Source organism: Solibacillus sp. GQ1 (assembly GCF_059758555.1).
Genome location: NZ_JCAXEX010000010.1, coordinates 1 through 23,292, shown reverse-complemented (window position 1 = coordinate 23,292; position 23,292 = coordinate 1). Strand labels below are relative to the sequence as shown.

Below are 23,292 nucleotides of genomic sequence, written 5' to 3'. Positions count from 1 at the left end.
TTTACTATAAAAAATAAACTTATGAAAAGTGGAGGAATTTAATATGACAAAAGAGCCTATGTTTGACGTTGCACAACTTGCACACTTTGAAATTTACAGCCCTAAATTAGAGGAATCGGTAGAATTCTTCAAAAATATTCTTGGTATGGATGAAGTAGGTCGTCGAGGTAACTCAGTTTATATGCGTGCTTACGAGGATCATTACCATAACACGTTAATCATTACAGAAAATGAAGAAGCTGGTTTAGGTCATATTGCTTTAAGAGCTACTTCTGCTCAAGCATTAGAGCGCCGTGTAGCTGAAATCGAAAAAACTGGATATGGGATTGGTTGGATTGAAGGAGATGTCGGTCACGGTCGTGCATACCAATTTACAACTCCAGACGGTCATAAAATTGAGCTTCTATGGGATGTTGAGTATTATGAAGCCCCTGAAGACCAAAAAACACCATTATTAAATCGCCCGCAAAAACGTCCAAATCGCGGTGTGCCGGTTCGTCGCTTAGACCATATCAACTTATTAGCAAGCGATACTGACAAAAACGTTGAGTTCTTAAAAGAGGTGCTTGGTTTTAACTTACGTGAACGCATCGTAGCGGACGACGATTCTTCCATAGCTGCATGGTTAAGTGTAAGTAATTTAGTTCATGACATTGCAATTATGGGCGATGCATTAGGTGAATCAGGTCGCCTGCACCATATTTGCTATTGGTACGGATTCCCTCAGCATTTATCAGATGTTGCAGACCTATTAATTGAAGCTGGCTATAATATTGAAGCCGGTCCAGGTAAGCATGGCGTAACTCAAGCTGCATTCTTGTATGTAATGGAACCAGGTGGAAACCGTGTAGAATTATTCGGTGACCCAGGCTATCAAATTTTTGATCCTTCTTGGAGAACTGTGGAATGGAAAGGTAAAGATTTAGAAAAATCTATTATTTGGCATGGTTCTACCTTACCGCAGGAATTCTTCCAATATGGTACTCCTATTAAATCTGGAGAACTTGTTAAACCTTAGAAATATAACTTATTAGAAAGATGGACCTTGTTTTCTTCTTTCTAATTAATTCTCAATACAATTAACAAAAAAGGAGTGGCTGAATTGAACATTAGTTCAAACTATTTAAATATCAATGGTGTTAACACACACTATCATGAAGAAGGTACTGGAAGTGAAACAATCATTTTAATACATGGATCAGGACCTGGTGTGTCTGCACTTGCAAACTGGCGTTTAGTTATCCCACGTCTTAGTGAATCGTATAGAGTTTTAGCGCCGGATGTTATCGGTTTTGGTGAAACAGATAAATTAGCAGACAATAATTACAATATTGAGCTATGGGTGGAGCACTTAATTGGCTTTATTGAAAAGGTTGCTGATGAACCCGTTTATTTAGTTGGTAATTCATTTGGTGGTGCATTGTCTCTTCATATCGCATATCGCAGACCAGATTTAGTAAAAAAATTAATCTTAATGGGTAGTGTTGGCACAAAGCATCCAATTTCTAATGGTCTAGACCGTGTGTGGGGCTATGAACCAAGTTTAGAAACAATGAAAGAGCTTATTAAATTGTTCTCGTACGATCAAGCAGCTGCAAATAATGAGGAACTTGTTCGCATGCGCTATGAAGCGAGCATGCGCCCTGATGTAAGAGATGCGTTCTCGGCAATGTTCCCGGAACCGCGTCAAAAAATGTTAGATGAAATGGCTTTAGAAGATGAGCAGATTAAGCAAATTGAGATTGAAACATTAATTTTCCATGGCCTGAATGACCAAGTGATTCCAATCGAAGAAACAAGCTATCGATTAATTCAATTACTACCTCACGCACAACTACATGTATTTAATGAATGTGGGCACTGGACTCAAATCGAAAAAACAGAACCATTCATTGAAAATATTTTAAGCTTTTTAAAAAATTCATCGAATAAAGTTTATGCCTCAAAAAAATAAATCAATAGTAAAACGAGACATCCTCTATAAATTTGGATTTCTCGTTTTCTCTATTTAATCAGCTTATAATTTTCCCGAAAAAATTATTGACGCAAATCTCATTCCGTGGTAAATTAATCTTTGTCGAAAAGACATTTTATATTTTGGAGGTATACCCAAGTCTGGCTGAAGGGATCGGTCTTGAAAACCGACAGGCGGGTAACACCGCGCGGGGGTTCGAATCCCTCTACCTCCTCCATTTTTGAACTTTTATCCGCTACATTAGTTGAGCGGTTTTTTTATATCTAAATTCACCTTAAGGTACTATTTCTATTTGATGGAAATAGTACTTTTTTGTATTTATAGACAACTTTCTTGTACAATTAATTACTATGTCATATATGTAAAGGGCGGTATATCAAAATTGGAATCGACTCAGCCATATATTAAAACAACTAAATTATTCTTATTTATGCTACTCGTCGGTTTATTGACTGCTATTGGTGGCGAAATTAAAATAATTCCTTTTGAAGAAGGACCTTTTCGTTTCGGTTTAGGGAGCATTATTTTCTTTTTCGCTTTACTGATTCGTCCATTACCGATTGTATCTACTGGTTTATTGACTGCACTAATCGTCATTTTCGGTCGTTCATTACTGGATATTTTTATTTATGGACAAAGCTTCCTTACTCATATCTTTGAACATTTGCCGGCCGGTGCTTTTTATATAGTTTTTGCACTATGCTTCAAACTAATTCCGCTGGACGAGTTAAAAAAACAGCCGCTTGTGCTCGGTTTATTGGCAACAGCATTTGAAGTAATATCGAACACGATTGAACACGTTTTAACGGACATTCTACTTGTTTCTGATCAGGAAACGTTTACTTCTTTTTTGCTGTTCATCCTCGTTGGATTGTTACGCAGCTATTTTGTTGTAGGCATTTACAGCATGATTACGATGTCGGAACAGAAAAAACAGCTGAAACAGCTCATGACGATTCATTCGGAGTTATATGTAGAAGCATTGTATCTTCAAAAAACGATGCACCAAATTGAGCAGCTTACAGCAAACAGTTACCAGCTTTACAAAAAGCTGAAATCAAACGAATTGCAGCTAGCTTCTGAAGCTTTACATATTGCCCAGGAAATCCATGAAGTAAAAAAAGACAATGAGCGTATTCATGCCGGGCTCTCTAAAATTACGACGAGAAACTACCCGTCAAATTTTCTATTGTCTGATTTACTAAGTTTTATTGTGGAAGCAAATGAAAATTATTCCACCTATTTAAATAAATCGATTTCCTTTACACTGATTTGCCCAGATGATTTTCAAACAAAAGACCATATTGCACTATTTGCTATTTTGAATAATTTAATGGCAAATGCTGTGGAGGCAATTGAAGAAAGCGGATATATTACGCTGAATGTTGTAGTCGACCAGGATATGACTTCTTTTATTGTAGAAGATAATGGAGTTGGTATTGAAGCAGCGCTCATTCCGATCATTTTTGATGCAGGCTATACATCCAAGTTTAATGAACAGGGCCAAGGTTCTACAGGAATCGGTCTTTCCCATACAAAAACAATTGTTGAAAATCTTCAAGGAAATATTCACGTAACAAGTGATACGTCGACTTGCTTTGTAGTGCAAATTCCTACAAAAAATATTCAAAAGGAGAATTACTAATGCGCTATTTTATAGTAGATGATGACCGAGCAAGCCGTATGATGCTCAGTAATATTATTAATGACTGTGAACTCGGAGCTGTTATTGGAGAGGCAAAAAACGGTCTGGATGCCATTCCCCAAATTTTAATGATGCAGCCGGAGTTTGTATTAATCGATTTACTAATGCCGAAGTTGGATGGAATTGAAACAATTGAACGCCTTCAACAAAATGGTTTCAAAGGTCAGTTTATTATGATCTCACAAGTTGTTAATAAGGAAATGGTCGCTGAAGGCTATTCAAAAGGAATTGAATTTTTCATTCATAAGCCTATTAATAAAGTTGAAGTACAAATGGTATTAAAAAGGACAACCGAGCAATACTTATTAAGAAATTCCTTGCAAGTTATTCGCCAGTCTCTGACAAACTTTGATATTACAGATGTGACACATACAAAAAAAACGGCACGGGAACATATTCAATCCATCTTGAATGATATGGGAATTGTCGCTGAAGTCGGCAGTGAGGATATTATCAAAATTATAGAACAGCTATTAATCGAAAAGCATAAAATTGCACCGCTTCCCCCATTAAAGGAAGTATATGAACGTGTTGCCATGCTGACGAAAAATACGCCGGATGAAATTTTAAAGGAAAGTAAAGCAATTGAACAACGTGTACGCCGCACTATATTAGCTGCAATGATTAACTTGGCAAATTTAGGAATTGTCGATTATACAAACTCTGAATTTGAGTATTATACCCCACGCTATTTTGACTTGACGGATATTCGTTATTTAATGAATCAAATAGAGAAAAATGAGCAACGTAAAGCAAAAGTAAACATAAAAAAATTCATTCAAGTTTTATATTCTGAAATTATTAGTAAAGTTGATTAGTCGGATTTTGTCGGATTTTGTATGTATCTAATAAAATTAGTTTTAGGCTAGTCCTGAATCTGATTTTTTAGGAGGAACTATATTTTGAAAAAGTTTAAAATTAGTTTAGCCGCACAAATTTTAATCGGTCTTGTACTCGGTGTTATCGTAGGTGCTGTGTTCTTTGGTAACGAAACTGCACAGTCATACTTACAGCCACTTGGCGATATTTTCTTAAACTTAATTAAGATGATCGTAGTACCGATTATTATTTCGACACTAATCGTTGGTGTTGCCGGAACTGGTGATATGAAACAATTAGGTCGTCTTGGCGGTAAAACACTTATTTATTTCGAAGTTATTACAACAGTTGCGATTGTTGTTGGTTTATTAGCAGCTAACCTATTCCAACCAGGTGCTGGTATTGATATGAATGCATTAGAGAAATCTGATATTTCTTCTTATGTAGAAACAACGGAAGCTGAAGAAGATAAAAGCAAAATCCAAATTATTGTAGATGTCGTTCCTAAAAACATTATAAATGCAATGGCAGAAGGCGATATGCTAGCAATTATTTTCTTCTCTGTAATTTTCGGTTTAGGTGTAGCAGCAATTGGTGATCGCGGAAAACCAGTGCTCGCATTCTTCCAAGGTACTGCAGACGCCATGTTCTGGGTCACAAACTTAGTAATGAAATTCGCACCAATTGGGGTATTTGCACTTATAGGTGTAACCGTTTCCAAATTCGGTATAGAATCCCTTATACCATTAGGAAAACTGGCGATTTTAGTATATGCAACAATGATTTTCTTCGTAATTGTTGTATTAGGTCTTACTGCCCGTATTTTCGGTATTAATATCTTTAAATTAATTCGTATGATTAAGGACGAGCTATTACTGGCTTATACTACTTCTTCATCAGAGACAGTATTACCTCGTATTATGTTAAAAACAGAAAAAATGGGTGCACCGAAAGATATCGTATCATTCGTAATCCCAACAGGTTATTCATTCAACTTAGACGGTTCTACTCTTTACCAGGCGATTGCAGCAATCTTCATTGCGCAAATGTACGGTATTGACCTTTCAATTATGGAACAGATTACATTAATGCTTGTATTAATGGTAACATCTAAAGGGATTGCGGGTGTTCCAGGGGTATCTTTCGTAGTACTTCTTGCAACATTAGGTTCTGTAGGTATTCCACTTGAAGGTTTAGCATTCATTGCAGGTATTGACCGTATTTTAGATATGGCTCGTACAGCTGTAAACGTAGTAGGTAACACATTGGCAGCACTTGTTATGGCGAAATGGGAAAAACGTTTCGACGAGAAGCAATTTGCTGAATACCAAGCTGCGAACTTAAAATAAAATTAGAAAATGGCGTAGTGAACAATATATTCGCTACGCCATTTTTTATTTCACTACTTTTGCTAAATATGCGCGGATTGATGCTTCCCCGTTATATAATGCTTCATGTGCCCGCTCTTCATCTTTTGCCACTTTTGCTTCTGCAGCCTCAATAATCTGCTCAATATCCTCCTGAGGGATAATAACAACCCCATCACTATCACCAACTACATAATCGCCTGTTTGAACAGCCACATTTCCTACAGACACGGCTATGCCTACTGTCCCACCACCATGTTTATTGCCTGCTGCTACTGTTGTACCTAATGCAAATACCGGAAAATCAATTTCCTTTGCAGCTGCTATATCGCGAATAACCCCGTCCACAACAAAACCTTGGACACCGACACCTTGCGCAAGCTGCATAACAAAGTCCCCAGCTACAGCACGATTCGTATTACCTTTAGCATCGATGACTAAAATTTCCCCTTTTTCAGCCTGGCTTATTGCTTCCAGTACCGCACCATTTTCCCCGTCCGGCAGACGTACCGTTCTCGCTTGTCCGGCAATTTTAAAGTGATCGGCAAGCGGTTTAATTGCTGATGCTACATTCGTATGTCCCCCTGTTGCATCGGAAATTGCTGTCGTTGGTAGTGCCTGTAAGCGATCTATCATCGATAAAGTCATATTTCCATCCCCTTTTTGCTATAATGTTACAAATCGTTAAAATTTGTAATTACTTTAAGCATAAACGATACAACTTTTTCTTCGCAATATTTTTTAAAGTCGTTAAAAATATACTTATATTGGGAATGCTACTAATACAGGAAAGGGGGGGGAACTATATTGAACAACCCGCTCATTGAATCGGTAACAGATGAAAGTGGCCAAATAACTTATAAGATGAAGACCTTCGATATACAAGTTACTGCCCGGCTGACAGGTGGTCTTGCCCCTACAATCACGTATATGCATCAAGATAAAGATGTTACGGATGATATACGTGCGATTCGCTTCCATTTTGAAAATCCGGCATCATATATCGATAACTACGCTTCTTTTCAGAGGATGCTTTATGAAAGGGAACAGCGCGCAGTGAACGAGCTATACGAATCCATCAGTATAAAACCTAAAAATATGACGACAAGTAAGCAAGTTTTATGGAGCTTCTTCGTCTTTCTGCTCATTATGACACCTATTTTTATTATCGTTTGGGCGAAATAAAAAAGACTGATTTCCGCTATCCTACAGAAATCAGTCCTTTTTTATTATTTTCGTAAATGGCTTGTTTGTTCAAGCATATAACCGATACGAGCTACGACATCCTCTACTTGTGCAGGGTTCTTCATTAAATCGTAATCGTTAATATCAATACGCAATACCGGACAGGCATTGAAGTTGTTAATCCAGTCTTCATAGCGACCGTGCATTTCTTCCCAGTACGAATGAGGCGTTTGCTGCTCCATCTCGCGTCCTCGCTCATGGATACGTCCAATTACATCATCAATCGGACCTTCCAAATATACAAGTAAATCCGGGTGCGGGAAATACGGTGTCATTACCATTGCATCAAAAAGATTTGTATATGTTTCATAATCTGTCGGCGTCATTGTACCTTTGTCATAATGCATCTTCGCAAAAATACCTGTATCTTCGTAAATAGAACGGTCCTGTATAAAGCCCCCGCCATATTCAAAAATTCGCTTCTGTTCTTTAAATCGTTCAGCAAGGAAATATACTTGCAAATGGAAGCTCCACTTTTCAAAATTATCATAAAATTTATCTAAATAAGGGTTTGTATCAACCTTTTCATAAGATGTACGGAAGTTTAAGCTATGCGATAATGCTTTTGTCATTGTTGACTTTCCGACACCTACTGTTCCTGCAATTGTAATCACTGCATTAGCAGGAATATTGTACTTCTCTCTTAAGTTCATTTCTGATGCAAACTCCTTTGTTGTAACTTTTCTTCTACTAGTCGTAGTACGTACTTTAAATCTTCTTCATTCTTCACAAAATCAAGCTCATCTCCATTTAATGAGATGACAGGGATTTCTGGATGCATCTTTTCAAAATGTCCGATAAATTGATGATAATCGCTTGAAAGTTGTTCCATATAGTCACGTGAAATGTTCTTTTCCATTTCACGACCGCGCATAGCGATTCGTTTCATTAATGTGTCTAAGCTTGCATGTAAATAAATGACCATATTTGGCTTTGGCATATCAGCAGTTAAAATTCGATAGATCGATTCGTACTTTTCATACTCAGTCGGCTTTAAAGTACGTTTTGCAAAGATCAAATTTTTAAATATATGATAATCAGCCACTACTGGCCCTTGTGCTTCAATAATTTCATGAATATCAGATAATTGTTTGTAGCGATTGCACAGGAAAAACATTTCCGTTTGGAAGCTCCACTCACTAATATCTTCATAGAACTTACCGAGAAATGGATTTTCATCTACAATCTCTTTTAATAAATGATAGTCAAACGTTTGTGATACGGCCTTAGATAATGAGGTCTTCCCAACACCAATCGGACCTTCTACTGTTATAAATGGCACAGACATTAGAAGTGCTCCTTCTCTTTTTATAGTCAATGCTTTTAATTTTATCACAACGTTCTTTAGACAACAAAGCAAACAATTCTATTTTACCGAATAAGGCATAGCCAATTTCTAGTAATCAAATTGTGCGAGCGCTTGCTCCTGTAATTCAAATAACTTTTCACGCTGTTCATCATAATTAGCATTTATTTTTTGTTGCTGGGCAAATGCCATTTCCTGAAGAGACTGTTCTTTTTTCATAAAGGTTTGTTCGATTTGCTCATAGTGTTTCTCTGTTCTTTCAGATAGATCCTGTAATGCCTCAAATAACTGATCATCTAGCTGGCTTTGTGATGCTGCTTCATTATCCATTAGGTTTTCGATTGCTTCATCACGCTGTTGTACCAGTCCATGACAGCTTTCTTCAAACAGCTGTTCCGCTTCATCGAATTGCTGTTTATATTTAATCAAGATGTCGGTTAACTCCTGATGTAAACTATCCATTGCTTGTTCCATTCCCTCTGTCACATCCGACACTTGTTCAAATTGTGAGAGTAGAGCTTGTTGCCTGTTATTGTAAAATTGAAACTTCCTGCGTTCTTCCGCTTGTTTCTGCTCAAGAAGTTCAATTTTATTGACGTGATAGTTTTTTTGTTCTTCTTCATAAGTAACTTTATAGTTTACCGATATAACTTTTCTTTTATTTGCGAATAACATTTCAATTTTTTCGATTGCTTGATCGCGATTTTGATTAAGTTTGTATTCTTCATCTTCATGCTGCTGTGCAATGGCTGCTTTTTGCTGTTCATATTGCTTGTGCAAAGTCATAGTTACTTGTTGTTCATTTTTCTCAATCGTCAACAATTTTTGTTCATACTCATTATCCAGATCAGCCAATGCATTTTCGAAATACTCATTTACTTCTTCTATGGTTTGAAATGACTTCATCGCTGTACTCCTTCAAACTTTTCTTTCATCATAGCATGATTTATTTCTTGTCGCCCAACTATTCATTAGCATGCTAAACTAGGATTTAAGGAGTGATAGATGAATGCTCGAAAATAAAGATCACCATTACATGCAGGAAGCATTGGAAGAAGCGAAAAAAGCCGCTGCCCTTGGAGAAGTACCGATCGGCGCGGTTATTGTATATAAAGATGAGATTATTGCACGTGCACACAATTTACGCGAAACAACTCAAAATGCACTGACACACGCAGAAAGCATGGCCATTCAAGAAGCCTGCAGCAAAATAGGCAGCTGGCGTTTAGAAGAGACTACTTTGTACGTTACACTTGAACCTTGCCCGATGTGTGCAGGAGCTATTTTACAGTCACGCGTACCACGGGTTGTATACGGGGCCCGTGATATAAAGGCAGGCTGTGTCGACTCATTATACCGTCTCCTCAATGATCCGCGTTTTAATCATGAATGTACTGTAACAGAAGGGGTTATGGCGGAAGAGTGCGGACAAATTTTAACGGACTTTTTCAAAGCGCTTCGCGACCGTAAAAAAGCAGAGAAGTTAGCGAGAAAACAACAATCCGAAAAGTAAGGTGTGTGCAATGAACGGATTTTCCATTTTTGATTCGATTCATATAGTGTGGCTTATTTTTATTGGCGGTTTTTTAGTAATTTCGTTATATTTTTATCATTATTCTTCTCATGAAAAGCAACATCTTTTCCTAAAATCGATTTTCTGGCTGTTACTGTTATTAGAAGTAGCAAAGCAACTTTATTTACTCGTAACAAATCAATATTCATATTGGAGTCCCCCGCTCCATCTGTGCGGTTTTGGCATTTTCATTATTGGCTGGCATGCCTATTTCCCAACTCGGACTACAGCTACTTTATTATTTACGCTTACTTTGCCTGGAGCTGCGATTGCACTTTTATTCCCCGGATGGACAATTGATCCGGTTGGCGGCTTTTTGCATTTCCACAGCTTCATATTTCATGCACTGCTTGTATTAGTTGTAGCGGCTTTAATTTTGGAAAGGCAGCTGATGACAAATTTTACGGATATTTGGCGGGCTGTATTATTTCTGCTAGTCACAGTTCCGCCTGTTTATATATACAATGCACATTTCCATACGAATTTTATGTTTCTAAATCGCCCTGTAAAAGGGACGCCTCTTCAATGGTTATACGATGCGTTTGGGGCAGCTGGTTATTTAGCCAGTTTAGTAGGGGTTATCGTTAGTATTTGGATTGTGCTTTATGTACTTCTTGCCATACAAAAACGACGACACATTACCGAATAAATGTGTCGTCGTTTTATTTTGCTTTTTTCCATTAATCCATTTTAATAATGATTCGGGAATTATCGCCTGTTGCCAGTAGATCAAAACCTTCATTAATTTCATCAAGCGTAATGATATTTGATATAAGAACCTTTTAACGTTTTTTCTTCGGCTGTTAAAGTTACATAAGGGAACGAAAATTGAGCTAATGGAATTCATAAAAACAGCAGATGTCTTCGTGGAAAATTACCGGTTGAAATTTAGGCTCCATCTTTCTGGCCTCGTCACCGCTCAGCTTTTCTACTTTGATCACTTCTGCTACTAAGTCAGCTAAAATCATCGTTAATGTCGGCCCTGAAATATTCGTTGTCATATCAAGAACACGTATTCCTTGCAATGGTTTCAAATTCAGCCCTCCTTAAACTAAGCTGTAAGCGAACTTTGCCACATCCTTTAACTTTTCCTGACGGATATTTGTTTTAACTTCCATCGCTTCAAACAGCTCCACCACTTTCTCTGTTGCTACATTTCCTGTAGCTCCAGGTGAAAACGGACAACCGCCAAGTCCTGCAATCGAACTATCAAACTTTTCAATTCCCGCATTTAATGCGGCAATTATATTTGCATAGGCAAAACCGTTTGTATCATGGAAATGTGCCACGAATGTTGTATCCGGGAAATCTTTTTTTAATGCGCTGAACCGTTCATACACGATGCGCGGATTTGCCTGTCCATTCGTATCACCAATTGAAATTTCGTCAGCCCCGTCATTTACAAATTGTGCTACAACCCGCTTAACTTGCTCATAGGAAATGGCTCCTTCATACGGACAGCTAAAACACATCGACACATAGCCACGAATAAACTTTTGCTGAGCTTTTGCATGCTGGAACACTTCGCTGCATTCTGCCAAAGAATCTTCGATGGAACGTTTAATATTTTTTTGGTTGAATGTCTCACTCGCCCCGACGAATACCGCAATCTGCGGTACACCTGCATCAATTGCACGCTCCAGTGCTTTCATATTAGGGGTTAAAGCGATATATTCCATCCCCAGTTCATTACAAAATGCCGTAATTTCCTGTGCGTCTGCCATTTGCGGGACAATTTTTGGATGAACAAACGATGCCGTTTCAATACGCTGAAAGCCCGCTTCATATAATTGCTTGATTAACTTTTTCTTTTCCTCTGTTGGCACAAAGCGTGATTCATTTTGCAAACCGTCGCGTGGACCTACTTCAATAATTTCAACTTGCTTTGGAAAGTGCATGATTTTCACCTCAATAAGATTTTGGAAGTTTTAATATATGTTCTCCGACGTATGATAAAATCAGGTTTGTTGAAATTGGAGCTACTTGATAGAGCCGTGTCTCTTTAAATTTCCGCTCAATATCATATTCTGCGGCAAAGCCAAAGCCGCCATAAGTTTGAATCGTTACATTGGCCGCCTCCCATGATGCATCTGCAGCAAGTAACTTCGCCATGTTGGCCTCTGCCCCGCAAGCTTGCCGGCGATCATAAAGTTCCGCAGCTTTTATACGCATTAAGTCTGCCGCCTCAATATGGATATGCGCCTGGGCAATCGGAAACTGTATTCCTTGGTTTTGACCTATCGGACGATCAAAAACAACACGTTCTTTTGCATAATTCGTTGCCCGTTCAATAAACCAGCGTCCATCACCGATACATTCCGCAGCAATTAAAATCCGCTCGGCATTCATTCCGTCCAAGATATAGCGGAATCCTTTTCCCTCTTCGCCAATTAAATTTTCTACAGGCACCTTTAAATTGTCGATAAATAATTCCGTTGTCGCATGGTTCATCATTGTTTTAATTGGCCGTATTTCTAATCCATTTCCAACTGCTTCATTCAAATCAACAATTAGCACGGACAGGCCGTCACTCTTTTTAACGCATTGGTCTTTCGGTGTTGTACGCACTAATAAAATCATTAAATCCGAATGCTCTGCACGGGAAATGAATACCTTTTGACCATTCACGATATAATGGTCGCCATCCCGTTTCGCAAACGTTTTTAAGTTTGTTGTGTCAGTACCAGTGTTAGGTTCCGTCACCCCAAATGCTTGTAAACGAAGTGACCCGTCCGCAATCTTCGGCAAATATTTCTCCTTTTGTGCAGGAGAACCATGCCGTAAAATCGTTCCCATCGTATACATTTGTGCATGACACGCACCCGCGTTCCCGCCTGAACGATTAATCTCCTCTAAAATTACCGATGCTTCCAATATTCCTAAACCGGAACCACCATATTGTTCTGGTATTAAAGCCCCTAAAAAGCCAGCCTGAGTAATAGCCTCCACAAATTCGGTCGGATATCCGTCGATCTCATCCAACTTCCGCCAATAGTCACCATCAAAACGTTTGCAAACTGCTCTTACACCTTCACGAAGTTCTTCTAAAAATGCCAGATTCTCTGTTAACATCATCTGAGATCCTCCTACCGTCCAATAAAATTAGGTTTTCTTTTTTCGTTGAAGGCTAAAATACCTTCCATTCGATCCACAGAAGCGATAACCTCGTTGTACGTTTCTATTTCAATCCGGAATGCTTCAGATACTTCCAATGAACTAATTTCTGCTACTTTTTTAACGCCTTGAACGCCTAAAGGTGCATTGCCTGCAATTTCTTTTGCTAACTCAAGTGTGGTACTCATTACTTCTTCAGATTCGACAACTCGATTAAATAACCCTGCGTTCTGTGCTTCTTCTGCAGAGACAATCCGCCCTGTAAATAGCCATTCTTTTGCAATATGGAGCGGTACACGTTTTGGCAGCAATCGTGCTCCTCCTCCGCCCGGCATAATACCTCGAGTGACCTCGGTTAGCCCTACCTTTGCATTTTTACCGGCAACAATTAAGTCCGTATTCAATGCAAGTTCAAACCCTCCTGCAAGTGTATAGCCATTGATCGCAGCAATGGTAGGTTGCCTGCAATTGGCTACTGCCTGGAACATTTGTTCAAATAAGTGATGCTGTTCCGTCCACGCGGACTCACTCATCCCTTTACGCTCTTTTAAATCCGCGCCTGAACAAAAGGCATCTTCAGTGGAGGAAGTTAAAATGACGACGCGTACCGGCTGCTCATTGAATGACTGAAATACAGTTAACAGCTGCTTCGCCATTTCCGTGTTAAATGCATGACGCATTTCCGGTCGGTTTAATGTAACAATCGCAATTTTCTCTTCATATTCATATGAAACTTGAATATATTCCATTCGTTCACTTCCCTTTCTGTAAGATTACTTGATCGATCAAAGGCTTCGTAATATTTGGTGCAAAGTCCTTTTTATAAATCATCATCGTGCGTTTAAAGTGAATGACAATTTGCCCGTCCTGGTTGTAGCCGGTTGTTTTCACTTCGATGATTCCTACATTATTTCGTTTAGCACTTTCTTTTTTTGATAATATTTCTGTATAGGAGTAAATTGTATCCCCTTCAAAAACAGGGTGCGGGAGCCTTACTTCATCCCATCCAATCTGAATTTGTTGTTCCATGACAACATCCCTCTTTAAAGTTTGCATAGTTTTTCTGTATATTGTATATTGGATCCAAATTACAACACATAATGAGGTGTTTTATATGAAATTTGATCATGATTTAACTGCTGAAACATTACCCTCTAAAATTTACCGGATTCTGCGCGAAGCGATTATAAAAGGGCAGCTGCAGCCTGGCGAACGCCTGGTACAGGATGAATTGGCGAAAACATTAAACGTTAGCAGAATGCCGATCCGGGAAGCGATAAAACAGTTGGCTGCTGAAGACTATGTCACAGTTGAGCCGCATAAAGGGGCTGTCGTCAAACAATTTACACTCCACGAACTGGAAGAGATTTATTTTTTACGAGCTAAATTTGAACCAATGGCTGCTGCTGAAAGTTTGAAAACGATGTCACCACAACTAGTAAATCAATTGCGTGAGCTTAACGAGAGAATGAAGAAAACAGATGATACAGATGAATATATTCAACTTAATATTCAATTTCATCATCTGTTAATAAAAGATTGTCCTTGGGGGAAATTAAATAGCATTATTGAAAATTTGTGGACCGGTTTCCCTCAGCAAACACCACATCTTTTACCTAACCAAATTGCCACTTCTATTAGTGAACATGATTTAATGGTGGAAGCTTTGGCTAACGATAACATTGAGCTTACATGCCAATTGCTTGAACAACATATTACACGTGCAAAATATGATGTTCTTAGAAACTTTATTCAATAAATTCTATTAATCTTAAAATATTGTATCCAATATCCTATTTTCTCGAATATAACAAAATATTCTCGCTTTGTAAAATAAATTACTAAATTCCCTGAAATATTTTAGCGCAGAAAAGAAAAAAAGTGTGTTGAAATTATTGATTCAACACACTTTTTAATTTAGATTAAATTATTTTACAGTAATGACTTCTAGTCCACCCATATATGGACGTAACACTTCCGGAATAACAACAGAACCATCTTCTTGTTGGTAATTTTCCAGAATTGCTGCTACTGTACGACCTATTGCTAGACCTGAACCATTTAACGTGTGAACGAATTCCGGTTTTGCACCTGCTTCACGACGGAAACGGATATTCGCACGACGCGCTTGGAAATCTTCGAAGTTTGAACATGAAGAAATTTCGCGGTACATGTTTTGAGCAGGAATCCATACTTCCAAATCGTACTTCTTCGCAGCTGTGAAACCTAAATCTGCTGTACACATTTTTAATTTGCGGTATGGTAAACCTAAAAGTTGTAATACCTTTTCAGCATGACCAGTTAAGATTTCAAGTTGCTCATAAGATTCTTCCGGTTTAACAAAGCGAACTAATTCTACTTTATTGAACTGATGCTGACGGATCAGTCCACGTGTATCACGACCTGCAGATCCTGCTTCTGAACGGAAGTTAGCGCTGAATGCAGAGAACGCTTGCGGTAGCATATCCGCTGATAAAATTTCATCACGGTAATAGTTTGTTACCGGTACTTCAGCAGTTGGAATCAGGTAATAATCCATTTCATCTTCTTCACGAACTAATTTAAATACGTCTTCTTCAAACTTCGGTAATTGGCCTGTACCTGTCAGTGAATCGCGGTTAACGATTTGCGGTGGCAGCATTTCTGTATAGCCATGCTGATCTGAATGAAGATCCATCATGAAGTTCAGTAAAGCACGCTCTAAACGTGCGCCTAAACCTTTATAGAACAAGAAACGGCTTCCCGTAACTTTAGCTCCGCGCTCAAAGTCTACGATATCTAATTCTTTGGCAATATCCCAATGTGCTTTTGCTTCAAAATTAAATGCCGGCACATCGCCCCAAGTGTACTCTTCCACATTATCATCTTCTTCTGTGCCAACAGGTACTGATTCATGCGGGATATTCGGCAAACGCATCATCATATCTTTAAATTCATCTTCAATGGCATTTAACTCGGCATCCAATGCTTTAATTTCATCGCCTACTTCGCGCATACGTGCAATTACTTCTGATGCATCTTCTTTGTTGCGCTTCATAACAGAAATTTGTTCAGACACTTTATTGCGCTCTGCTTTCAATACTTCTGTTTTGGCGATTAATTCACGACGTTTTGTATCTAAGTTTTCAAAGTTATCCAGATTTCCTAAATCCTCATTACGTGTAAGAAGCATACGCTTTACTTCTTCAAAATTGTCGCGGACGCGTTTAATATCTAACATAATTTTTCCTCCTAATATTTATGAAATGATGATCCTGAGCACTTTAACGCGTTAATGTATTAGCAGAATAAATACAAAAAAGCCCTCAATCCCTATGAAAGGGACGAGAGCTACCCGCGTTGCCACCCTAATTGAATAGAAAAATCTATTCCTCTTAACAATTAACGACTTTGGTAAGCCGGCTTCCACCTACTATAATTTCGGAAAAAGCATCTCAAGGACGGATTCACAAGTGTTTTTATCAGCTTCCACCGACCGCTGACTCTCTAAAAAAAACGGGCTTGCTACTACTTCCTATCATCGAATTCATTTATAAATTTAACCATACTGTACTATAAAACCATATACATTTGCAAGTTCCGGCGAAAACATTCACTAATTTTCTACATCGTGCTATACTTTTCTGACACTTTCAATATTAATTAAAATTGAAATTTCATTAAGGTTACATAAGGAGGATAAGAAGATGCTTTTCTTTCAGCTTCATAAGGACCATACGATTCCACTATATGAACAACTGTATATTGGCATAAAAAATGCAATTACTAACAACCAGCTAGCTGTTGGTGTACGCCTTCCTTCCAAAAGGGAACTTGCGGATTTTTTCAATATAAGTCAAACAACCGTCGAGCTTGCGTATTCGCAGCTGTTGGCGGAAGGCTATATTATGTCAAAACCGCGTGTCGGTTATTTTGTTGAAGAGATCGATTCATTACCTTACCGCCAAAGTGATCTATCGAACAATGAAATAAAAAAAACAGCGGAAACTACGAAATATAAAATTGATTTCTCTTCTGCAAAAATTGATGAGGAAGCTTTTCCTTTTACGATATGGAGAAAATATGCAAAAGACGTGCTCGATAAACCGTTCAAACATCTACTTCAGACAGGGGAACGTCAAGGTGAGCTTGCATTGCGTATCGAAATTGCGAACTATTTACACCAATCACGGGGAATCGAGTGCCAGCCAGAGCAAATCGTCATCGGCTCCGGTACTGAGCAATTACTGCCTATGATTTTAAAAATTCTAGATGTTGATTCAAAGCTTGCTTTTGAAAATCCAGGTTATTCACCTATTCCCCGTCATCAATTAGGTCAGCTCGCTATTCCGATTTCTGTTGATACAGATGGAATTGTGGTGGAACAATTACAGAAATCAAATGCAAATGTCGTTTACATAACACCTTCACACCAATTCCCGACTGGTGCGGTTCTTTCAGCTAATCGACGGACACAATTATTAAATTGGGCAGCTAAAACACCGGACCGTTTTATTATTGAAGATGATTACGATAGTGAATTTCGATATATTGGGAAGCCAATTCCAGCGCTTAGAGGACTTGATGTAAATGACCGGGTCATTTATTTAAGTACCTTTACTAAATCATTGATGCCATCATTGCGTGTTGCCTTTTTTGTCCTGCCGCCAACACTCGTTCAACGCTATCAGGAGCATTTTAATTACTACTCTTCTACAGTTCCTCGGTTTGAACAGCATATTTTAGCGAAGTTTATGAAAGACGGACACTTTGCCAAACATTTAAATCGGATGCGTAAAATTTACCGTAAAAAGCACGATAAATGTATTGAAGTGTTTTCAAATCATTACTCTCAAATAACAATATCCGGTGATGCTGCCGGTACGAACATTCTTGTTGCATTCCGTCATAAGGAATCTGAACGGGAACTTCAACAGGTCGCGCGCAAGCACGGGATTCATATTTTACCGTTATCAAATTATTATTTAACAGAGCAGCATTACTCCAAAAGAACATTTTTATTAGGGTTTGGTAATTTGCAACTTCATGATATTGAACCGAACATCCATCAGCTAATGGAAATTTGGGGGATTTCTAAAAGTTAATAGAAAGGGATTTTTAAAGAGACGTTCCGTATGGAAACGTCTCTTTACGTTGAAATAATATTGATGCGATATTGCTCGACCCAATCATGTAATTGTATAAAATATGCTATGAGTTGTGGTCCCGCCATTAACTGGCCAAACCAAGGTATTTGAAACGATTGACCATTTGTAGCAAGCAATCGTTCTAACTGCTCCTTCTCGAATAATTCATGCAGAACTGAGTGCTTCTGCCGTAAAATTTGCTCTAACCGTTGATGAACGAGTTCTGTATATTTAGGATGATACGTTTTGGGATACGGATTTTTCTTACGCTCCACAACTTCCTTCGGTAAAATATCCTGAAACGCCTTTCGTAAAATCCCCTTTTCCATTCCGCCGCTGTTTTTCATTTCCCAAGGAATATTCCATACATATTCAATTATTGTATGATCGGCAAACGGTACACGGACTTCCATACTTGCACCCATCGTCATCCGGTCATTTCTTTCTAATAACGTCTGCATAAAGAACTGGTTATTTAAATAAAACAGCTGCTGGCGTTCCTGCTCTTCTTTAGTCCCTATAAATGATGGCATCCCTTTTACTGCTTCTTCATAAGTACTTTGCATAAACTGCGGCAACTGCAGGCGTTTTTGCCAATCTGATTTAAATAACTGTTCACGTTCCTTTGTAGAACGAAGCCACGGGAAAAGCGTTTCTCTTTTCCCTTCATAAAACCATGGATAACCACCAAATACTTCATCAGCACATTCACCCGACAGCGCCACAGTATGTTCTTTTTTCATTTCTTTACAGAATAAATAAAATGAGCTATCAATATCCGCCATACTCGGCATGTCTTTTAAACGCATTGCCTGTTCTAAACCATCTACTAATTCTTGTTGGGTCAACGTTACTTGTCGGTGCTTTGTCTGAAATGCCTGTTGCATTTTTCCGATCCAGAATTCATCCTGTGATGTTTGAAATGAGTTTTTTATGAAATGATAGTCATTTTCTTCAAATGCTACGGAATAAGTCGCCAATGTTTTCTGTTCTTTTGCAAGTTGTTGTGCAGCAACCGCCGTAATAATACTTGAATCGAGTCCGCCTGATAGCATTGTACTTAGCGGCACATCGCTTATTAGTTGACGAATAATTGCATTTGTTACGAGTTCCCGGACATTTTCAATCGTTTCTGCCTCTGAATGTTCATGATGTTTACTTTCAATGTCCCAGTACTGCCAACTTTTCCTGAAACCGCTTCGCACCATCATTGCGTATGCGGGCTTAACTTCTTTAATCCCTTTAAATATGGCATGCCCTACAATACGTGATGGGCCAAGACTAAATAATGCGGCAAGCCCTTCTGCATCAACTTCTGCCTTCACAGCAGGATGTGCCAGTATCCCTTTTATTTCAGAACTGAACAATAGCCCATCCGGAAGCTCATAATAAAACAGCGGCTTTACGCCTAGCCGGTCACGACATAGGAATAGTGATTGCTCCTGCTCATTCCATACGGCAAAAGCAAATATCCCATTTAAGTACTCCATACAGCGGTCTTTCCATTCAACATACGCCATTAAAATAACTTCTGTATCGGATGTTGTATAAAAGGAATGGCCCAAATTTTTAAGCTGTTCACGAAGCTCGTTTGCATTGTAAACCTCGCCATTATACACAATTGTCAATTCGCCGCGAGTCATCGGCTGATTACCTGTCACTAAATCAATAATTGCGAGCCGTTTATGGCCCAGTAAAGCATGTTTGCTTATAAAGTATCCTTCACTATCCGGACCACGGTGTAAAAGCGTCCTCGTCATTTTTTTAATCATTGATTCTTCATTTACTAAGTGAGTCGAGTAATCGATCCAACCTGATATTCCACACATGATTAATCCCTCCATGTATCAATGTATGTTTTGCATGGTTTATCGACAAATTGTCCCAATCGAAAAATTCCCTTAGACGAAAAAAAAAGCCTTTCTACAAGTATTTACTTATAGAAAGGCCCACTCATTATTTAATTAAATTACCTGCAAATCCAAACACACCATTCCATAAATTACCGAAAAAGCTTCCGATACCTTGGAACATTAATGATATTTTCCCTGCACGTTCTACCGATTCTGTCGTCACGACATCTGCTACAATAGGATTGCCATCAATATAGCCGAAATCTTTGCCTTCTGTAGGTGCAAGTACAGCCTGTCCTACTACTTGGTCTTTTTCGATTCCTGCTTCAATTTCTTTCTTGTCCAATGTCAATGTCGGAACGTATGAATCTTTCTCGCTCGTCTTAACCATTACAGAAACCGGCTCTTTCAAACCGATTTTAACAGAGTCCTCTTTCCCTTTAGTAACAGGAATCGTTTTTTGCTCTTCAAATACGTAGTTACCTGGAAGAAGTTCTACTTTCGAAAATTGACCAAATCCATAATCAAATAACTTCGCTGTCGCATCAAAACGTGCTTTATAAGAGCCTACACCCTTTGAATCCACTGCCTTCATAACAACAGCGATTAAACGTGTATCACCGCGTTTAGCTGTACCTGTAAATGTATGACCGGCAAAATCTGTTGTCCCTGTTTTTAACCCGTCTACGCCTTCATATTCATATACAAGGCCCGGTAGCATGAAGTTCCAATTGGACATACTAATTGCATCCGAAGTTCCTTCACGGAATATTTTCTTCGGAATTTTTGCTGTTTCTAACATGTCAGGATGATCTTTTAATAAGTTGTACGCTAATTTTGCTACAGAACGAGCAGGCATGACGTTTTCATCTTTTTCACCAGTACCTTCTGGATGCATGCCTTGTAAATCAGCATTATTTAAACCTGTTGCGTTTACAAATTTGTAATTTTCTAAGCCAAGTTCTTCTGCCTTTTTATCCATCAATTTAAGGAATTCTTTTTCTGTACCTGCAATTGTTTCTGCAATCGCAATTGTAGCAGCATTTGCAGAATAGATTGCCATTGCTTCATATAACTCTCTAATTGTATACGTACCATCAGCACGTAACGGTACATTACTTAATAAACGGTTTTGGGAAACTTTATATGTATACTCTGATACATTATATTGTTGATCCCATGAAATTGAGCCTTCTTCGATTGCATCAAGTAATAGATACTCTGTCATCATTTTCGTCATACTTGCAATACCTAAAGCTGTCTCTGCATTTTGCTCATATAAAATTTTCCCTGTGTCTGCATCAATTAATATTGCCGCATCTACCGTTAACCCTAAATCCGTCGCCGCATTTGTCTTAGCAGGTGTCACCGCCAGCATGCTAAGTATTAAAATCGGAATTAAGACAATGCTTAATACCGTTTGCTTTCTTACCTTCTTCACAAAGCTACCTCCAAATTTTTATTCTTGTCTAACGTCATTTTATCATACATAAGTAGTTGTATGTGACCTTCTATTAATAAAAAAACGTTACTATCTCCAATTTGACGATAGTAACGTTTGAAAGTTTCCTAGTAATTATTGTAAAGAGTAGTTTGGTGATTCTTTCGTAATTTGTACATCATGTGGATGTGATTCACGTAAGCCTGCACCCGACATTTTAATGAACTGTGATTTTTCACGTAAGTGTTCTAAATCCGGTGCACCGCAGTAACCCATTCCGGCACGTACACCACCAACTAATTGGTGAATTGTATCTGCTAAAGGTCCTTTGTATGGTAAACGTCCTTCAATTCCTTCTGGTACAAGCTTTTTCGCATCTTCTTGGAAGTAGCGGTCTTTAGAACCTTTTTCCATTGCACCTAGTGAACCCATACCACGGTACACTTTAAAGCGACGTCCTTGGAAGATTTCTGTTTCACCAGGAGATTCAGATGTTCCTGCTAATAATGAACCTAACATTACAGTATGTCCACCTGCAGCTAAAGCTTTTGTGATATCTCCAGAATACTTGATACCGCCATCAGCAATAATTGTTTTACCTAATTCACGGGCAACTGATGCTGCATCGTAAACAGCTGTAATTTGTGGTACACCAACTCCTGCTACAACACGAGTTGTACAAATAGAACCAGGACCGATTCCTACTTTTACAACATCGGCACCAGCTTCAAATAATGCACGTGTTCCTTCAGCTGTTGCAACATTCCCTGCAATAATATCCAAGTCCGGGTAAGCTGCACGAATGTCTTTAATTGTATTTAAAACTCCTTGAGAATGACCGTGTGCTGTATCAATTACAACGATGTCCACTTGCGCTTCCACTAGCTTCGCAATACGCATCATTGTATCTTTAGAAACACCAACCGCCGCTCCTACAACTAATCGGCCGTGGCTGTCTTTAGCAGCATTTGGGAACTCAATTACTTTTTCAATATCCTTAATTGTGATTAAGCCAGTTAACTTTCCTGCTTCATCAACAATCGGTAACTTTTCAATTTTATATTGCTGAAGAATTTTTTCTGCATCTTCTAAAGTTGTCCCTACAGGAGCAATGATTAAATCTTCTTTTGTCATTACATCATCAATTTTTAATGAGTAATCTGAAATGAAGCGTAAATCACGGTTTGTAATAATACCCACTAATTTCTGATCTTCCATGTTATTTACAATAGGGACACCTGAAATGCGGTACTTGCCCATTAAATGCTCTGCATCAAAAACTTGATGTTCTGGTGTAAGGAAGAAAGGATTTGTAATAACGCCGTTTTCAGAGCGTTTTACTTTCTCGACTTCTTCTGCTTGTTCATCAATACTCATATTTTTATGAATAATACCAATTCCACCTTGACGAGCCATGGCAATTGCCATTTTTGATTCGGTTACAGTATCCATACCTGCAGAGATCAGCGGAATGTTTAACTTAATGCTGTCAGTTAGATTTACAGACAAATTAACATCTTTCGGTAACACTTCAGAGTGCCCTGGCACTAATAGTACATCATCAAAAGTTAAACCTTCTTTAGCAAATTTTGTTTCCCACATTGTTAAGAATGCCTCCTATTTATAAAAGAATATTATTGTAAGGTTACCTCCGAGGGACATCACTGTCAAGATTCTTTAAAAAGTAAAATAATTCGGAATATTATATTATTTGTATTTTTTTCTTAAAGAGAGAAAAAGTATTTTATAACAAAAAACCCACTGATTT

The 23,292-nt window shown here is 38.4% G+C and carries 23 protein-coding genes, 1 tRNA gene, 1 pseudogene and 1 other annotated feature; of the genes and pseudogenes, 11 read left to right on the top strand and 14 right to left on the bottom strand.

Translation table 11 applies throughout. The annotated features are described in order from the left end of the window. The first annotated feature begins 43 nt into the window (after positions 1-43). From AC6CH1_RS19060 to AC6CH1_RS19035, 6 genes are all read left to right on the top strand, one after another. Positions 44-1,018, top strand: a complete 975-nt coding sequence (locus tag AC6CH1_RS19060; RefSeq protein ID WP_427714323.1) for a catechol 2,3-dioxygenase — start codon at positions 44-46, stop codon at positions 1,016-1,018. A gap of 84 nt (positions 1,019-1,102) precedes the next feature. Next, positions 1,103-1,954: an alpha/beta fold hydrolase gene (locus tag AC6CH1_RS19055; RefSeq protein ID WP_427714326.1), complete on the top strand. Its 852-nt coding sequence runs from the start codon at positions 1,103-1,105 to the stop codon at positions 1,952-1,954. Between the two features lie 145 nt (positions 1,955-2,099). Then, a tRNA-Ser gene (locus tag AC6CH1_RS19050) sits at positions 2,100-2,192 on the top strand. Between the two features lie 165 nt (positions 2,193-2,357). Continuing rightward, on the top strand, positions 2,358-3,620 hold the full coding sequence (locus AC6CH1_RS19045) for an ATP-binding protein (RefSeq protein WP_427714329.1): 1,263 nt from the start codon (positions 2,358-2,360) through the stop codon (positions 3,618-3,620). Next, on the top strand, positions 3,620-4,498 hold the full coding sequence (locus AC6CH1_RS19040) for a response regulator (protein WP_251691770.1): 879 nt from the start codon (positions 3,620-3,622) through the stop codon (positions 4,496-4,498). The genes AC6CH1_RS19045 and AC6CH1_RS19040 overlap by 1 nt, the downstream gene beginning before the upstream one ends. 81 nt (positions 4,499-4,579) lie before the next feature. Continuing rightward, a complete protein-coding gene (locus AC6CH1_RS19035; protein ID WP_353056592.1) occupies positions 4,580-5,848 on the top strand; it encodes a cation:dicarboxylate symporter family transporter in 1,269 nt (422 codons plus the stop codon). 45 nt (positions 5,849-5,893) lie between these two features. Here the strand turns inward: AC6CH1_RS19035 and AC6CH1_RS19030 are convergent, their stop codons facing one another. Then, a complete protein-coding gene (locus AC6CH1_RS19030; RefSeq protein WP_427714332.1) occupies positions 5,894-6,514 on the bottom strand; it encodes an RraA family protein in 621 nt (206 codons plus the stop codon). Between the two features lie 159 nt (positions 6,515-6,673). On the opposite strand from AC6CH1_RS19030, the gene AC6CH1_RS19025 reads away from it, so the two are divergent. Next, positions 6,674-7,051 (top strand): sodium:proton antiporter, encoded by a 378-nt coding sequence (locus AC6CH1_RS19025; RefSeq protein WP_251691764.1) that lies wholly within the window; start codon positions 6,674-6,676, stop codon positions 7,049-7,051. 44 nt (positions 7,052-7,095) lie between these two features. On the opposite strand, the gene AC6CH1_RS19020 is transcribed toward AC6CH1_RS19025, so the two are convergent. The 3 genes from AC6CH1_RS19020 to AC6CH1_RS19010 form a co-directional block, all read right to left on the bottom strand. Then, positions 7,096-7,764, bottom strand: a complete 669-nt coding sequence (locus AC6CH1_RS19020) for a deoxynucleoside kinase (protein WP_251691763.1) — start codon at positions 7,762-7,764, stop codon at positions 7,096-7,098. Continuing rightward, complete coding sequence (locus AC6CH1_RS19015; protein WP_079523445.1) at positions 7,761-8,399, bottom strand: deoxynucleoside kinase; 639 nt, start codon at positions 8,397-8,399, stop codon at positions 7,761-7,763. The genes AC6CH1_RS19020 and AC6CH1_RS19015 overlap by 4 nt, the downstream gene beginning before the upstream one ends. A 108-nt stretch (positions 8,400-8,507) precedes the next feature. After that, a complete protein-coding gene (locus tag AC6CH1_RS19010) occupies positions 8,508-9,323 on the bottom strand; it encodes a coiled-coil domain-containing protein (RefSeq protein WP_427714337.1) in 816 nt (271 codons plus the stop codon). A 103-nt stretch (positions 9,324-9,426) separates the two neighbouring features. On the opposite strand from AC6CH1_RS19010, the gene tadA reads away from it, so the two are divergent. Continuing rightward, positions 9,427-9,930, top strand: a complete 504-nt coding sequence (tadA, locus tag AC6CH1_RS19005; RefSeq protein WP_251691759.1) for a tRNA adenosine(34) deaminase TadA — start codon at positions 9,427-9,429, stop codon at positions 9,928-9,930. Positions 9,931-9,940: 10 nt separating this feature from the next. Continuing rightward, a complete protein-coding gene (locus tag AC6CH1_RS19000) occupies positions 9,941-10,639 on the top strand; it encodes a TMEM164 family acyltransferase (protein WP_498318835.1) in 699 nt (232 codons plus the stop codon). Positions 10,640-10,670: 31 nt separating this feature from the next. Here AC6CH1_RS19000 and AC6CH1_RS18995 read toward each other — a convergent pair. The 6 genes and pseudogenes from AC6CH1_RS18995 to AC6CH1_RS18970 form a co-directional block, all read right to left on the bottom strand. Then, positions 10,671-10,830: pseudogene (locus tag AC6CH1_RS18995) on the bottom strand (alcohol dehydrogenase); the annotation flags it as partial. Further along, positions 10,824-11,015: a CoA transferase gene (locus AC6CH1_RS18990; RefSeq protein WP_435368099.1), complete on the bottom strand. Its 192-nt coding sequence runs from the start codon at positions 11,013-11,015 to the stop codon at positions 10,824-10,826. The gene AC6CH1_RS18990 and the pseudogene AC6CH1_RS18995, both read right to left, overlap by 7 nt. Before the next feature lie 21 nt (positions 11,016-11,036). After that, positions 11,037-11,888, bottom strand: coding sequence for a hydroxymethylglutaryl-CoA lyase (locus tag AC6CH1_RS18985; RefSeq protein ID WP_498318834.1), 852 nt, complete (start codon positions 11,886-11,888; stop codon positions 11,037-11,039). Between the two features lie 10 nt (positions 11,889-11,898). After that, on the bottom strand, positions 11,899-13,065 hold the full coding sequence (locus AC6CH1_RS18980) for an acyl-CoA dehydrogenase family protein (protein WP_498318833.1): 1,167 nt from the start codon (positions 13,063-13,065) through the stop codon (positions 11,899-11,901). Positions 13,066-13,076: 11 nt separating this feature from the next. Further along, positions 13,077-13,853, bottom strand: coding sequence for an enoyl-CoA hydratase/isomerase family protein (locus tag AC6CH1_RS18975; protein ID WP_498318831.1), 777 nt, complete (start codon positions 13,851-13,853; stop codon positions 13,077-13,079). Between the two features lie 4 nt (positions 13,854-13,857). Then, on the bottom strand, positions 13,858-14,133 hold the full coding sequence (locus AC6CH1_RS18970; protein ID WP_498318829.1) for a hotdog family protein: 276 nt from the start codon (positions 14,131-14,133) through the stop codon (positions 13,858-13,860). 85 nt (positions 14,134-14,218) lie between these two features. Here AC6CH1_RS18970 and AC6CH1_RS18965 point away from each other — a divergent pair, with 85 nt between their 5' ends. Next, positions 14,219-14,863, top strand: coding sequence for a GntR family transcriptional regulator (locus AC6CH1_RS18965; protein ID WP_498318828.1), 645 nt, complete (start codon positions 14,219-14,221; stop codon positions 14,861-14,863). A gap of 168 nt (positions 14,864-15,031) precedes the next feature. Here the strand turns inward: AC6CH1_RS18965 and serS are convergent, their stop codons facing one another. Continuing rightward, positions 15,032-16,324: a serine--tRNA ligase gene (gene serS, locus AC6CH1_RS18960; protein WP_251691743.1), complete on the bottom strand. Its 1,293-nt coding sequence runs from the start codon at positions 16,322-16,324 to the stop codon at positions 15,032-15,034. Positions 16,325-16,420: 96 nt separating this feature from the next. After that, positions 16,421-16,634: a binding site (T-box leader), on the bottom strand. Positions 16,635-16,790: 156 nt separating this feature from the next. On the opposite strand from serS, the gene pdxR reads away from it, so the two are divergent. Further along, positions 16,791-18,188, top strand: a complete 1,398-nt coding sequence (pdxR, locus tag AC6CH1_RS18955) for a MocR-like pyridoxine biosynthesis transcription factor PdxR (RefSeq protein ID WP_427714347.1) — start codon at positions 16,791-16,793, stop codon at positions 18,186-18,188. 44 nt (positions 18,189-18,232) lie between these two features. Here pdxR and asnB read toward each other — a convergent pair whose 3' ends face one another. From asnB to guaB, 3 genes are all read right to left on the bottom strand, one after another. After that, entirely contained in the window at positions 18,233-20,059 is a 1,827-nt protein-coding gene (asnB, locus tag AC6CH1_RS18950) for an asparagine synthase (glutamine-hydrolyzing) (protein ID WP_498318826.1), read from the bottom strand. Positions 20,060-20,186: 127 nt separating this feature from the next. After that, positions 20,187-21,524, bottom strand: a complete 1,338-nt coding sequence (locus tag AC6CH1_RS18945; protein WP_251691737.1) for a D-alanyl-D-alanine carboxypeptidase family protein — start codon at positions 21,522-21,524, stop codon at positions 20,187-20,189. Positions 21,525-21,659: 135 nt separating this feature from the next. After that, entirely contained in the window at positions 21,660-23,126 is a 1,467-nt protein-coding gene (gene guaB / locus AC6CH1_RS18940) for an IMP dehydrogenase (protein WP_251691736.1), read from the bottom strand. Between the last annotated feature and the right edge of the window lie 166 nt (positions 23,127-23,292).

Coding starts and splice junctions, on each gene's coding strand:
- AC6CH1_RS19060 (WP_427714323.1), top strand. CDS start 44: ATGACAAAAGAGCCTATGTTTGACGTTGCACAACTTGCACACTTTGAA.
- AC6CH1_RS19040 (WP_251691770.1), top strand. CDS start 3,620: ATGCGCTATTTTATAGTAGATGATGACCGAGCAAGCCGTATGATGCTC.
- AC6CH1_RS19030 (WP_427714332.1), bottom strand. CDS start 6,514: ATGACTTTATCGATGATAGATCGCTTACAGGCACTACCAACGACAGCA.
- AC6CH1_RS19020 (WP_251691763.1), bottom strand. CDS start 7,764: ATGAACTTAAGAGAGAAGTACAATATTCCTGCTAATGCAGTGATTACA.
- AC6CH1_RS19015 (WP_079523445.1), bottom strand. CDS start 8,399: ATGTCTGTGCCATTTATAACAGTAGAAGGTCCGATTGGTGTTGGGAAG.
- AC6CH1_RS19010 (WP_427714337.1), bottom strand. CDS start 9,323: ATGAAGTCATTTCAAACCATAGAAGAAGTAAATGAGTATTTCGAAAAT.
- tadA (WP_251691759.1), top strand. CDS start 9,427: ATGCTCGAAAATAAAGATCACCATTACATGCAGGAAGCATTGGAAGAA.
- AC6CH1_RS19000 (WP_498318835.1), top strand. CDS start 9,941: ATGAACGGATTTTCCATTTTTGATTCGATTCATATAGTGTGGCTTATT.
- AC6CH1_RS18985 (WP_498318834.1), bottom strand. CDS start 11,888: ATGCACTTTCCAAAGCAAGTTGAAATTATTGAAGTAGGTCCACGCGAC.
- AC6CH1_RS18980 (WP_498318833.1), bottom strand. CDS start 13,065: ATGATGTTAACAGAGAATCTGGCATTTTTAGAAGAACTTCGTGAAGGT.
- AC6CH1_RS18975 (WP_498318831.1), bottom strand. CDS start 13,853: ATGGAATATATTCAAGTTTCATATGAATATGAAGAGAAAATTGCGATT.
- AC6CH1_RS18970 (WP_498318829.1), bottom strand. CDS start 14,133: ATGGAACAACAAATTCAGATTGGATGGGATGAAGTAAGGCTCCCGCAC.
- AC6CH1_RS18965 (WP_498318828.1), top strand. CDS start 14,219: ATGAAATTTGATCATGATTTAACTGCTGAAACATTACCCTCTAAAATT.
- serS (WP_251691743.1), bottom strand. CDS start 16,324: ATGTTAGATATTAAACGCGTCCGCGACAATTTTGAAGAAGTAAAGCGT.
- pdxR (WP_427714347.1), top strand. CDS start 16,791: ATGCTTTTCTTTCAGCTTCATAAGGACCATACGATTCCACTATATGAA.
- asnB (WP_498318826.1), bottom strand. CDS start 20,059: ATGTGTGGAATATCAGGTTGGATCGATTACTCGACTCACTTAGTAAAT.
- guaB (WP_251691736.1), bottom strand. CDS start 23,126: ATGTGGGAAACAAAATTTGCTAAAGAAGGTTTAACTTTTGATGATGTA.